Annotated in this window: 12 protein-coding genes; 3 read left to right on the forward strand and 9 right to left on the reverse strand. The window is 67.4% G+C overall.

Going from position 1 to position 12,174, the window contains the following annotated elements:
* Positions 1–49 precede the first annotated feature (49 nt).
* The 6 genes from EJ903_RS03180 to ndk form a co-directional block, all read right to left on the reverse strand.
* Positions 50–616, reverse strand: a complete 567-nt coding sequence (locus tag EJ903_RS03180; protein WP_126612061.1) for a hypothetical protein — start codon at positions 614–616, stop codon at positions 50–52.
* Positions 617–671: 55 nt separating this feature from the next.
* Complete coding sequence (locus tag EJ903_RS03185) at positions 672–830, reverse strand: DUF1289 domain-containing protein (protein WP_126612063.1); 159 nt, start codon at positions 828–830, stop codon at positions 672–674.
* Between the two features lie 49 nt (positions 831–879).
* Positions 880–2,781, reverse strand: a complete 1,902-nt coding sequence (locus EJ903_RS03190; RefSeq protein ID WP_246015144.1) for a response regulator — start codon at positions 2,779–2,781, stop codon at positions 880–882.
* 51 nt (positions 2,782–2,832) lie between these two features.
* Entirely contained in the window at positions 2,833–5,400 is a 2,568-nt protein-coding gene (locus EJ903_RS03195) for a hybrid sensor histidine kinase/response regulator (RefSeq protein WP_246015146.1), read from the reverse strand.
* Between the two features lie 221 nt (positions 5,401–5,621).
* Positions 5,622–6,128, reverse strand: a complete 507-nt coding sequence (locus tag EJ903_RS03200) for a hypothetical protein (protein ID WP_126612069.1) — start codon at positions 6,126–6,128, stop codon at positions 5,622–5,624.
* A 161-nt stretch (positions 6,129–6,289) separates the two neighbouring features.
* Complete coding sequence (ndk, locus tag EJ903_RS03205; protein WP_126612072.1) at positions 6,290–6,712, reverse strand: nucleoside-diphosphate kinase; 423 nt, start codon at positions 6,710–6,712, stop codon at positions 6,290–6,292.
* Positions 6,713–6,927: 215 nt separating this feature from the next.
* On the opposite strand from ndk, the gene EJ903_RS03210 reads away from it, so the two are divergent.
* The 3 genes from EJ903_RS03210 to EJ903_RS03220 all read left to right on the forward strand — a co-directional run bounded on the left by EJ903_RS03210 (position 6,928) and on the right by EJ903_RS03220 (position 10,164).
* The gene (locus tag EJ903_RS03210; protein ID WP_126612074.1) at positions 6,928–8,829 is read left to right on the forward strand and encodes an ABC-F family ATP-binding cassette domain-containing protein; all 1,902 of its coding nucleotides are present in this window, start codon (positions 6,928–6,930) and stop codon (positions 8,827–8,829) included.
* Entirely contained in the window at positions 8,826–9,473 is a 648-nt protein-coding gene (locus tag EJ903_RS03215; RefSeq protein ID WP_126612076.1) for an exopolysaccharide biosynthesis protein, read from the forward strand. Before EJ903_RS03210 ends, EJ903_RS03215 begins: the two co-directional genes overlap by 4 nt.
* 73 nt (positions 9,474–9,546) lie before the next feature.
* Positions 9,547–10,164 (forward strand): class I SAM-dependent methyltransferase, encoded by a 618-nt coding sequence (locus tag EJ903_RS03220; protein WP_246015148.1) that lies wholly within the window; start codon positions 9,547–9,549, stop codon positions 10,162–10,164.
* Positions 10,165–10,226: 62 nt separating this feature from the next.
* Here EJ903_RS03220 and EJ903_RS03225 read toward each other — a convergent pair whose 3' ends face one another.
* Genes EJ903_RS03225 through EJ903_RS03235 form a run of 3 tightly spaced genes read right to left on the reverse strand, consistent with a single transcriptional unit; the run spans position 10,227 to position 12,120 of the window.
* The gene (locus EJ903_RS03225) at positions 10,227–10,673 is read right to left on the reverse strand and encodes a lysozyme inhibitor LprI family protein (RefSeq protein ID WP_126612078.1); all 447 of its coding nucleotides are present in this window, start codon (positions 10,671–10,673) and stop codon (positions 10,227–10,229) included.
* A 37-nt stretch (positions 10,674–10,710) separates the two neighbouring features.
* Positions 10,711–10,914, reverse strand: coding sequence for a heavy-metal-associated domain-containing protein (locus EJ903_RS03230; protein ID WP_126612080.1), 204 nt, complete (start codon positions 10,912–10,914; stop codon positions 10,711–10,713).
* Positions 10,915–10,974: 60 nt separating this feature from the next.
* Entirely contained in the window at positions 10,975–12,120 is a 1,146-nt protein-coding gene (locus EJ903_RS03235) for a divergent polysaccharide deacetylase family protein (protein ID WP_246015150.1), read from the reverse strand.
* Positions 12,121–12,174: the final 54 nt, after the last annotated feature.

Genomic DNA, 12,174 nt, shown 5'->3' on the forward strand with positions numbered 1-12,174 from the left:
GGCAGGTGCATGATTCTACCGGGGTCTGCTTGGGCCGGGGTCTGCTTGGTCAGAACGCGCATTCCTTGGGGATGGTGGTGTCGTCCCAATCGGCCAGCAGCAGCGGCTTGATCGCCACGGTGAAGGGTTTGCCGTTGCGCTGGCCCTTGCCGGACAACAGGTTGAGATCGCAGGTGAAGCCGTTCTTGGGATCCAGCGTGTCGCGCGCGACATAGGTGTAGCCCGCGACCACGATGGCCCCGTCGCGGACCGCGATGGTCAATTGCTGCCGCCAGCGGTCGCGCCCGATGGATTCGTTCTGAAACACCAGCACCAGCGAGCCGCGCGCCGTCGCCGACATCGACGGTTCGGTCCCCGCCATCGCCCCGCGCCAGCCGACCGCCCGCTTGAACAGCGTCGGCTTGTCCGGCACGCGCCCGCCCGCGCTGAGATGCAGGGCGACGTCAACCTCGTCATCCTCGCCGCTCAACACCACCCGGTCCGCCACGCCGTCGCCGTTCAGATCGGCGGAGAGTTCGGCAACCGGCGGGCGCGTGTTGGCCGCCGCAACCGGGGCCACCCAGAGCATCGACAGCGCCAGGGCCAAACCAGCGCCCAGCATCAGATTGGATCGCATCCGCCTGTCCCTGTTCATCGTCTCTGTCGGTTTCATCGTCGCGGCCGGGTCCCGGTCAGCGCGTGGCCGGAGGGACCGGCCCTGCGCCATCGGCGTCGTCCGCCGCCTCGGCGGCTTCCAACGCGGCGTTGATCTGGTCCAGGGTCCGCCCGCAACCGGTGCAGACATCGCCATCGATCGCGCACATGCCCAGGCAATCAGGATCGCCGCTCATCCGATCAAACCCATCCGGTGTCTCCGCCGCCCATCGCGACGCCGTTCCCTTACTCCACCATGCCGCTCTGCGCCAGAACCAGGAAGATCTTTTCCTCCAGCTGGTCCGGGGTGAAGGGTTTGGCGATGTAGGCGCTGACCTGATGGGCCAGGGCCTGTTTGACCGCGTCCAGCGTCGCCAGCGCCGTGACCATCAGAAAGGGCAGATCGGGCCGCACGGCGCGCACCCGCTTCAGCACCTCCAACCCGTTGCGGCGGGGCATCATCCAATCGCAGATGACCAGATCGCAATCCCCGCCCTGCTGCCCCAGAAGCCGGTCCAACGCCTCCTGGCCATCCGCCGCCGTGTCGATCTGGGCGACCCCCAGATCGCGCAGGACCGACGCGACAAAGTTGCGCGGCCCCTCCTCGTCATCGACCACCAGCACCCGGCGGCTGGGCAGATCGACGAAGGGAACCCCCACCCCCGCCAGCGATTTCCGCAACCACTCCACCCGCGCCAGCCGTTCCTTGGAACTCGGCGCGCTGAGCAGGAAGCCACGGACGAAACGCGGTCGGTGGGTCTGGCGGTAGAGCGCGCGGGCCACCGCCATCCGGCTCTTGCCCTTGCAAAACGCCCCTTCGCCCGCCAGACGCACCAGATCCAGCACGATGTCGGGGTGCGGATCCTCCTTGGCGGTGTGGGTCAGGGGAAGGAGAATGCGTTGGGTGCGCAGGAAGCTGCTTTGAATGTCGTCCACCTGGGTGCACAGCCAATCGCGATCCTCCGCCGGAAAGGCGCTGGCCGCCACCATCGCCTGCACCTCGGCCAGCCCCTTCAGCTTCTCCCCCCGCTCCTTCCAGCAATCCAGGATGCGGCCGGGAAAGTCGCGGGCGTCGAAGAACCCCTTGAGATAGGCGTTGACCGCCCGCGCGGCGCTGGGCGACAGCGGCATCTTCTGCAACAGGAACAGGACCCGCAGCTTCTGCACCAGATTGCGGCCCTTGGTGATTTCCGGGATCGTGTCCTCGTTGACCAGCAGGGCGGTGCGCCGTTGCAGGGCGGCTTCGGTCTTCGCCCCGCCCAGATACGCCCCATCGATTCCCGGTTCGGACCGGCGCAGACGGGACGACACCTCGCTGAGCGCCAGGATCTCGCGCTGGATCGCGTCGATCCCGTGCATGTCGCCCGCGCTGGCGATGGTGAAGAAGTGGGGTCGCGCCATGTCCCGGCGGAAGGCGCGGATCAGGGCATCCGTCAGCCCCGGCATGGCCGCCCGCGCCATCAGCGCGGCCAAACGCCGGAACACCGGCGGGGCCGTGTCCGGCATCGGGCGGTCGGCGACCGCCAGCGTGACGATCAGGTCGATCAGGGTGGGAAAGGCGGCGTCCTGCGCGCAAGACGCGGTGCCGACCTCGCTGGACAGGATGTCCGCCAGCAGCCGCTCAATGGGCGCGAGCGCGTCGGCGTCCTCGGTCGCTTCGGCCAGGGTCAGCAGCGCCTTGGCCTTGTCGGCGAAGGTCCGTTCGGCGATCAGATGCTGGGCCAGCGCGGCATCGACCAGGAAGCGCCCGAGCAACCCGCCCTTGCCCAGAAGGATTCCGGCGGTTTGGCTGTAGCGCTCCGGCGTCAGCTCCGGCGGCGGGTTGTCCTTGGCGCGTTCACGGGTCAGGCGCGCCACCTCGTTGACCAGCGGCGTCAACGCGCCCTTGCGGTTCTGCACCCGCTCGACCTGCCCCAGAATGGCGACAAAGGTCGGGGTGTTGGACAACGCGTTCTGGTGGCGGTTGTTGTGCAGCAGCTCCGTGGCCGTCAGCGCGTTTTCATCAAGAAAGCGGCGGCAAAAGCGCCCGACGCTGTCGCGGGCCGCCGGGCCGTAGAAATCCGCCGGTTCGCGGCATTCAACCGACTCAACCGCGCCATCGGAGTCCAACTCCGGGCTGTCTAGCGTTGCGGCACTGTCCGACGCCATGGGCGTCCGCTCCTCATGTATATCCGCTGCGGCCATCCCCTGTGCGGGGCATCATTCGTCAGCCAAAAGCTCGTTCAGGGCTTCGAGCAGCCGTTCCGGCGGCAAGGGTTTCATCACGATCCGCCGCCCGGCCTGCGCGGTCAGATCGGCGGCGGTCTCCTTGGAGGCGTAGCCGGTCAGGAACAGGATCCGCAGGCCAGGGTTCCGCTCCTCCAGGGCGCGGGCGAGGTCGGGGCCGTTCATGCGCGGCATCGACACGTCCGTCACCACCGCGTCGAACAGGCCGCCCGCCTCGTCGAAGCGCTCCAGCGCCTCGACCCCGTCGGCGGCTTCCGTCACCACACAGCCCGCCTCCTCCAGCGCGAGGCGCAGATAGGAGCGCACCGACGCCTCGTCGTCCACGAGCAAAATCGCCGCACTGTCGCCGTCGGCGATCAGCAACGGGGGCGGGCTGGCGGCCAGCACGGGCGGGTCGATGGCGGGCAGATAGAGGGCGAAGCAGGCCCCTTGCCCCGGCGCGCTTTCCAATTCCGCCACGCCACCCGCCTGCTGCGCGGCTCCATAGACCATCCACAGGCCAAGCCCGGTTCCCTTGCCCGGTTCCTTGGTGGTGAAGAACGGTTCCCACACCCGATCACGGATGGCGTCCGGCACCCCGCTGCCCTGGTCGGTGACGCGGATGACGGCGTAGCGGCCCGGATGCAGCCCGCCATGGCGGGCGAAAAAGGCGCGCGGCGGCGTTTCCACCGTCAAACCAATGGTGAGACGCCCACCGGTCGGCATCGCATCGCGCGCGTTGAGCGCGAGGTTGAGCACCGCCTGATTGAGCGTGACCGGGCTGATGAGGGTGTGGGCGTCCTCGTCCCGGATGTCGAACACCACGTCGATCCCGGCGCTGATGAGCGGCTTGAGGAACACGCGCAGATCGCGGACCAGCGGGGCGATGGCGACGATTTCCCGCTCCTCCGACACCCGGCGGTGGGAAAAATCCAGCAACTGGCTGGTCAGCGTCGCCGCCCGTTCCGACGCCTTGGCGATCTCGCGCACGCAGGTCAGCACGCGGTCGGCGTCGGCCGGGTTGCGCTCCGCCAGCCGGGCAAAGCCGCCGATGGCGGTCAGCATGTTGTTGAACTCGTGCGCCACGCCGCCGGCCATCCGGCCCACCGCCTCCATCTTCTGGGCGCGCTGCAACTCGCCCTCCACCCGGCGGCGGTCGGTGACGTCGTTCAGCACCAGCAGCACCGCCGGTTCGCGGCGATGAACGGCGGGCGAGGCGCGCAGCTCCAGAAAGCGCCGTTCGCCCGATGGGCGGATCGCCTCGCCCTCCACCCGCAGATCCCCCCCCTGGGCGGCGGCGGCGAGTTGCGCCTCCAACGCGGCACCATCATCGAAAAAGCGGGCGAGCGGTGCACCATCCAGGCCATCGGCCCCCACCCCCAGGATCGAGGCGGCGGCGGTGTTGGCGAAGCGGATCGCGCTGCGGTCCCAGATGACGATTCCATAGGGGGCAAGTTCGACCAGTTGGCGGTAACGCCGCTCGCTCTCGCGCAGGGCCGCTACGGTGACTTCCAGCCGGTTGGTCTGCCCGGCCAGCTCCTCCTCCCGTGTCTTCAACTCCGTGATGTCCATCAGCAGCTTGACCACCCCGCCGGTTCCGGTGGCGTGCTCGCTGATGCGGTACCATCGGCCATCGGAGAGAAGGCCATCCACCGGGGCGGCGTGGCGCAGATGGCGCTTCAACCGCTGCTCGACCCAGGCACCGACGTCCCCCTCCCCCTCGTAACCACCGCGTTCCGCCGCCGTGCGCAGGATCTCGGCAAAGGTGGCTCCGGGAACCAGACGATCGGCGATGGTCGGGTAGGCCTGCCGATAGCGTTCGTTGCAGATCAGCAGGCGGCCGTCGGCGTCGAACAGCACAAACCCCTCGGAAATGCTGTCGAGCGCGTCGTGAACCACGGTCTGCATGAAGCGCGCTTCCACCAGCGCCAGCGTTTCCGCCGTGGTGTCGATGCCGCAGCCGCGATAACCCCGGAAGCGCCCCTGCGCGTCGCGCACCGCCGTCGCGTTCAACCGCAGGAACAGGCTGCCGCCGTTGGTGGTGGGGATCGACAGTTCCAGCTCCTGGAAATCGCGACCGGCCAGAATGTCGGCGCGATACTCCGCCCAGGTGGCCGCGTCCTCCACCAGGGATCCGAGATCAAGCAACCCGGAGCCGAGCACCGACGACGGATCCACCCGCAGGATCGCGCTCAGCCGATCGGACACGAAGACATACCGGTGGTCGGCGTCGGTTTCCCAAAACCAATCGGTGGACGCACGGGCAAAGTCCAGCGCGCGCGCGCGGGTGTCGTGCAGCGACTCCGCCGCCACCGCCGCCGCGCGCTCCGACCGGCGCAAGGCGTTGGCGCGGACATTGGCCCGCCACGCGCTCCAACCGGCCAAACCGACCGTCGCGGCCAGGGCAGCCAATGGGAGCGGATCGGTCAGACCGGACGCCACCACCGCGCCAAAGGACACCGCACCACAGGCAGCGGCCAAAGCGGCGGGCAGGCCCGACCGCAACGGGCAGGACAATCCGTTCGAAGAGCGTGCGGAATTGTTGGATTCTGCAACCTGCACGAACACTCTCCCGAACAGCCAGACCGTCCTGACGGATGATCATCCGTCATAGGTCAACTGTGATAGGAGAGAAGCCGTTAACGCAAAGTTTCGTCGCAGCGATTTATTCTGTCTGTTGTTGGGAACTTGACCGCAACATGACGCGAAACAACGCCTCTTCCGCTCGCGCCATGCTGTTGCCAATCAGCCGTCCACACGCATGTCTTGCGGACGGGTGACGTTCAAAGATTGATGTCGATGTCGATCTCGTCGTCGTCCTGCGGCGCGCGGCCCAGCAGCAGGTCGGCGGCGTCCAACGTCAGCGCCTCCACCTCCTCGTTCCGGTCCTCGTCGGGCAAACGCAAGGAGTGCATGAGCTGGGTGGCCAGATGGATCAGCATCGCCCGGACGCAATCATCCTCCGGGTACTCCAGACCAACCGTGTCCTTCAGGAAGGCCCCCAGCTGCTCCGGGCTATTCCAGGCGTGGGTCGTCACGCTGCTGATGCCGCTGGTGCCGAGAAACACCGCGTTCAGCGCGATGGCCTGCCGGTTGATCGCCTCGACCGCGTCGTCGTCCGTCCGCGCCTTGTGCAACGCGCCCTGGAAGGCGGCCAGGCTGTAATCGATGAAATGACGCACCAGCAGACGGACAACACTTTCATCGGACAAGTCGTTCTGTCCCTGGGCCAGGCTGGGCAACGGCTCCAGGAGTGCTGCGATGATGGGGTTGGTGATCTTGCTGTCCATCGCGTTGCGACTCCTGAACAATCAGCCGCAACGCGGCAAAGGGTGTTCCACCGGAATACGCGGTTTTCCCGGCCCTGTCCACAAAGCCAAAAGGCCGCCCCCCTTTCGGGGAGCGGCCTTTTTGCGCGTCACCGGGCCAAGCGGCCCGATGCGTTCACACGTCAGCCGACGATTTCGGTGCCGGCGAAGAAGAACGCGATTTCCTGAGCGGCGGTTTCCGGCGCGTCGGAGCCGTGGACCGAGTTCGCCTCGATCGATTCGGCGAATTCCTTGCGGATGGTCCCTTCGGCGGCGTTGGCCGGGTTGGTCGCGCCCATGATTTCACGGTTGCGGGCGATGGCGTTCTCGCCTTCCAGAACCTGCAGGACCACCGGGCCGGAGATCATGAAGGAAACCAGATCGTTGAAGAAGCCACGCTCGCGATGGACGCCATAGAACGCCTCGGCCTGGGCCTTCGACAGCTGGACGCGCTTCTGGGCAACGATGCGCAGGCCGCCGTCTTCGAACTTGGCGTTGATCTTGCCGGTCAGGTTGCGGCGGGTGGCGTCGGGCTTGATGATCGAGAGGGTGCGTTCAACGGCCATGGCGGTGGACTCCTAAAGGATGCAAAACGTGAAAACAACACGGAGGGGCGCCGCCGTTGGCCGGGGCGCCGATTGCGCGGCTTTATAGAGAGGACCGGACCGTCGGGCAACCCTGTTCCGCGCCGCAGCGGGTCCGTTGTCAACAATGTCAGAAAATCGTCATGCCGTTGCGCCGCTTCTCTTCGCCGGGGCCGCGTGCTACATCCTGCGCTGTCATGCTGCACATCAATGATCTGACTTTCCGCTTCGGCGGGCGCGTCCTGTTCGATCACGCCACGGCGGTCGTCTCCAAAGGGCACCGGGTGGCGCTGGTCGGGCGCAACGGCACCGGCAAATCCACCCTTCTGAAGCTGATTTTCGGGTTGCTCCAATCCGACGACGGGGCGGTCACGCTGCCGGTCGGCATGCGGATGGGCATGGTCGCGCAGGAGGCCCCCTCCGGCCCGATCACCCTGATCGACGCCGTGCTGGCCGCCGACAAGGAGCGCACCGCCCTGCTGGCGGAGGCCGAGACGGCGACCGACCCGATCCGCATCGGTGAGATACACAACCGGTTGGCCGACATTGACGCCCATTCCGCCCCGGCGCGGGCGGCTCAGGTCCTGTCCGGCTTGGGGTTCGACGCCGAGGCGCAACAGCGCCCCTGTTCGGATTTCTCCGGCGGTTGGCGGATGCGCGTGGCGCTGGCGGGCGTGCTGTTCTCCCGCCCCGATCTGCTGCTGCTGGACGAGCCGACCAACCATCTGGATTTGGAAGCCACCATCTGGCTGGAAGGCTATCTGAAGAATTACCCGCACACGATCCTGATGGTCAGCCACGACCGCGAGCTGTTGAACGCGGTCCCGACAACGACCATCCACATCGACAACGGGAAGCTTGTCACCTACAGCGGCAATTACGATTCCTTCCTGCGCCAGCGCCGGGCGAACCAGGAACGCTTGCAGTCGATGGCGGCCAAGCAGGAGGCCCGGCGCAAGCACATGATGGCCTATGTCGACCGTTTCCGCTTCAAGGCCAGCAAGGCCCGGCAGGCGCAAAGCCGGTTGAAGGCGTTGGAAAAGCTGGAAACCATCACGCTGATGGAGGACGACGCCGAGGTTGTCTTCAACTTCCCGCCGCCCGACGAGCTGGCCCCGCCGATCATCGCGCTGGAAGGCGTGACCATCGGCTATGGCGACACGCCGATCCTCAAGCGGGTCAACCTGCGCATCGACATGGAGGACCGGATCGCCCTGCTGGGGGCCAACGGCAACGGCAAATCGACCCTGGTCAAGCTGCTGGCCGGACGGTTGCAACCAATGGTCGGGGAGATGCGGCGGTCGTCCAAGCTGCGCATCGGCTATTTCGCACAGCACCAATCCGAAGAGCTGGATCTGTCGTTGACCCCGATCCAACAGACCCAACGGATCATGCCGTTGGCGCTGGAGGAAAAGGTCCGCGCCCATCTCGGCCGCTTCGGCTTCCAGCAGAGCAAGGCGGAAACCAAGATCGCCGACCTGTCGGGCGGGGAAAAGGCCCGTCTGCTGCTCGCGCTGATGAGCCGCGAGATCCCGCACATCCTGATGCTGGACGAACCGACCAACCATCTGGACATCGACAGCCGCGAAGCCCTGATCGAGGCGATCAACGATTTCCCCGGTGCCGTCATCCTCATCAGCCACGACCCCCATCTGATCGAGCTGACCGCCGACCGCCTGCTCTTGGTGGCCAACGGCACGGTGCAGCCCTATGACGGCGACCTGGACGATTACCGCCGCTTCCTGCTCGACCGCGCCAAGGCCGAACGGGCGGTGGCCAAGGCCAACGCCCTGGGCGACCGCGACACCGGCCCCAACAAGAAGGACCAGCGCCGCGCGGCCGCCGAATCGCGCGCCGCACTCGCCCCGCTGAAGCGCAAGGCGACCGACGCGGAGGCGCTGGTCAACAAGCTGACCGAGGAAAAGCGCAAGATCGAAGCCAAGATGGCCGACCCGGCCCTGTACACCGGCCCGGCGGACAAGCTGACCAAGCTGCAAATCGATCTGGGCACGGTGGACAAGAAGCTGGCCAGCGCCGAGGAAACCTGGCTGGAGGCGCTGGAGGCCTATGAAACGGCGGCGGCGGAGGCGGGCGCGTGACCTCCTCCCCCATCCCCGACCGCGCCGCGCCGGACGACGCCGAGGACGACCGCACGTCGGACGTTCTGTCCCATTTCCGCGCCAATCTGCCCGCCGATGCGGTGTCTCTGGGCGATCTGATCCAGGCGTTGGGCGACCGCTCGCTCGGGACCATCCTGCTGGCCCTATCGCTGCCCACCATCGCGCCGGTTCCGTTGGGCGTGTCCTGCCTGTTCGACCTGCCGATCCTGCTCTACACCGCGCAACTGGCCTTTGGGTCGCGCGGCGCACGGCTGCCCGATTGGCTGCTGAAACGGTCGGTCAGCCGCAAGATGGCCGCGCGCACGCTCGACGCCGCCATGCCGCGCCTGATCGGCATCGAAAAGCTGCTGAAACCGCGCAACCACCGCCTCGCCACCATCGACCGCGAACGCTGGTTCGGGCTGCTGCTGTTCATCCTGACGCTGACCTGCATCGTGCCGCTGCCGTTGACCGGCTGGCTGCCGGGCTTTGCCCTGGTGCTGATCTCGTTGGGCCTGATCGAGCGCGACGGGGCGGCCATCGGGGTCGGGTTGGGCCTGACCGTGGCGGCGTTGGTGTTTTTCCTGCTGGTCGCCAGCGGGTTGTCATACGCGGGTCATCAACTTCTGGCAGCTACGGGGTAAGGGGTTGGCCTGACCGGGATCGGACGACCGGGATCGGGCGGCCCCGCCCACCCGCTGGACCGGAGCACCCACCGTGACCGTCACGCCCGCCTCGCCCGCCGCATCCCACAGGCCCGCCACACAGGGCGATTCAGCCGCCGCCGCGTGGCTGTTCTTCAAACGCTGGCTGGCCGACCCCTGGGCGATGGGATCCATCGCGCCGTCGTCCGCCGCGCTGCGCCGTTTGATCGGCTCCAACATCCAGCGCACGCCCGATCAATTGGTGGTGGAGTTCGGCGGCGGCACCGGGGCCGTCACCCGCGCGATCCTGGAGGCCGGGGTTCCCGCCAACAAGCTGGTCAGCTTCGAGATCGATGGCGAACTGGCCGATTACCTTGGCAACCGTTACCCCGACATCACCGTGTTCCGCGAGGATTGCCGCAAGGCCGCGTCGCTGCTGGGGGCGGAGCAGACCGGCAAGGTCGGGACCGTGGTGATCGGCATCCCGATGATCACCTTCCCGCTGGAATTTCAGCGCGAGGTGATCGACGCCACCTTCACCATCCTGCAACCGGGTGGCCGTTTCCTGCTCTACAGCTTCATGCCCCATTCGCCGCTGAACCGGGCGGCGCTGGGGTTGCGGGGCAAGCGCCTGGGCTTCACCCCGTTCAACCTGCCGCCCGCCTCCGTCTGGGGCTATTGGCGGGGGTGATCGGAGGGGTTTGGGGTGGGCATGGCCAGCCCACCCCAAAAATCATGATATCCTGTGATGGATCAGGGCTTGATCGCGTTGTCCAGGGCCTTGGCCTGCTCGGTGGTCACGCGGGTCAGGCAATTCAGGATCACCAACCCGCTCATGCTGCCGTCGCGATACAGGCCATCGCCCTCCCATTCGCACATGGCGTCACGGTATTTCAGCCACGCCCGTTGCGCGTCGAGCAGAAGGGCGCGGGCCTTGTCGTCCGGCATCTCCTTGCGCGCCGCCTGATAGGCGGTGTTGAGCGCCTTGTCAGCCTGCCGGAACTCCGCCGCCGCGCAGATCTTCAACGACAGCATGTTGGCGTCGCAATCCTTGGGGCGTGGCTCGGCCGGTTGGGCCAGAACCCGTTGCGCCAGCCCCGGCCCGTCCGCCGCTTGGCCGGTTCCAACCGTTGCGCACAGCGTCACGCTGAGCAGCGCCGTGCCCGCCATCCACCGCACCGTCCGTGTCCTGGTCGTCATTCCCCTGCCCTTCCTTCACCGGTTTCCAACACGGCGGTCACGCGGTGCCAACGAAATCGAACCCGGCGTCCTCGACCGCCTGACGAACCACATCCTCCGCAATGCCCCCATCGACCATCACCCGGCCGGAGGCCAGATCGACGGTGACGGCGGCGTTCGGGGCCGCCTTGACGATGGCGTTCGACACCGACCGGGCGCAGCCGCCGCAGGTCATCCCATCCACCTTGTACGCGTCGGCCATCTCGAAATTCTCCTGTTTGGCAAGGGCCTTAAAAGGGCTTGACGGCTTGGGTCAGCGCCGTCAGCCGCCCGCGTGATGGGCGCGCACCACGGCGCTGACCGGAACCAGACTGAAGCCACGCTTTTGCACGTCCGGCAGCCAGGACGCCAGAGCCTCGAATGTCGCATCGTGCGGGTGGCCGATGGCGATGGCGTAGCCCTGCTGCTTGGCCACCGTCTCCACCTTGCCCAATTGGGCGCGGATCGCCCCCACCGCCGGGATGTTGTCGAGAAACACGTCGCGCCCGGCAAAGGGCATGTTGAGGTCCTGGGCGATGCCCAACCCGGCGCTGTGCGGCGTCGTCTTGCTGTCCAGCCACAACAGACCCCGGCGGTGCAGCTCCGCCAGAACCGGCGACAGCGCGGAACGGTCGGCGGTGAAGCGGCTGCCCATGTGGTTGTTGACGCCGACATAGCCGTCGAAACTGTCCAGGGCGGCGCGGGCGCGGCGCAGGATCTCGGTCTTGTCGAGCCGGACCAGCAGCGCGTCGGGACCGGGGTCGGCGTCCACGCTGGGTTCCATCGGCATGTGCAGCATCAATTCATGCCCGTTGGCGCGGGCGGCCTGGGTCTGCCCCGCCAACTCGCGGGCGTAGGGCAACCAGGACAGCGTCAGCGGCCCCGGCAAACCGGCCATTTTGGTGGAGCGCTTGCGGTCCAGCCCCATGTCGTCGATGACCACGGCGATGACCGGACGGCCCGGTGCCACCGCCTTCACCGGCACGGCGAAGCGTCGCCACGGGGCGGCGTTGCCGGACGGCGGTTGAACCGCAGGCAAAGGAACGGAGGGCGGGACCGGCGGGGGCAACAGGGCAACCGTCCCCTTGCCCGGCGGGTCGGACGCCTCCGCGACGCTGCCCGCGTCCGGTTCGGTGATGACCGGGGCAGCGGGCGGCGGGACCACCGGCGGGGAGACGGCGGCGGACACCGGAGGGCGAGCCGGAACCGGCGGCGGCAAGGGGGCAACCGGGGCGGCAACCGCCGGGGGCTTGGCCATGGACACCGGTTTCGGCTCCGGTTGGCCCATCAACCAGGACACGCCCAACCCCAACGCGAACACCCCCGCCACGGCGGCCAGCGCCAGCGCCACCGGATTCGTCGCCACGGCGGGCAAGGCGATCCGTGATTTTTTGCGAGGCACCTTGCGGGCCATGGCGGCGACGTCCATAGCTGATCAAATCGTTGCGGCAGAGTGGCACCACGTCCGCGCCGCCGCAATCGC

This window comes from Azospirillum griseum (assembly GCF_003966125.1).
GTDB lineage: Bacteria > Pseudomonadota > Alphaproteobacteria > Azospirillales > Azospirillaceae > Azospirillum > Azospirillum griseum.

Coding starts and splice junctions, on each gene's coding strand:
- EJ903_RS03180 (WP_126612061.1), bottom strand. CDS start 616: ATGCGATCCAATCTGATGCTGGGCGCTGGTTTGGCCCTGGCGCTGTCG.
- EJ903_RS03185 (WP_126612063.1), bottom strand. CDS start 830: ATGAGCGGCGATCCTGATTGCCTGGGCATGTGCGCGATCGATGGCGAT.
- EJ903_RS03190 (WP_246015144.1), bottom strand. CDS start 2,781: ATGGCGTCGGACAGTGCCGCAACGCTAGACAGCCCGGAGTTGGACTCC.
- EJ903_RS03200 (WP_126612069.1), bottom strand. CDS start 6,128: ATGGACAGCAAGATCACCAACCCCATCATCGCAGCACTCCTGGAGCCG.
- ndk (WP_126612072.1), bottom strand. CDS start 6,712: ATGGCCGTTGAACGCACCCTCTCGATCATCAAGCCCGACGCCACCCGC.
- EJ903_RS03210 (WP_126612074.1), top strand. CDS start 6,928: ATGCTGCACATCAATGATCTGACTTTCCGCTTCGGCGGGCGCGTCCTG.
- EJ903_RS03225 (WP_126612078.1), bottom strand. CDS start 10,673: ATGACGACCAGGACACGGACGGTGCGGTGGATGGCGGGCACGGCGCTG.
- EJ903_RS03230 (WP_126612080.1), bottom strand. CDS start 10,914: ATGGCCGACGCGTACAAGGTGGATGGGATGACCTGCGGCGGCTGCGCC.
- EJ903_RS03235 (WP_246015150.1), bottom strand. CDS start 12,120: ATGGACGTCGCCGCCATGGCCCGCAAGGTGCCTCGCAAAAAATCACGG.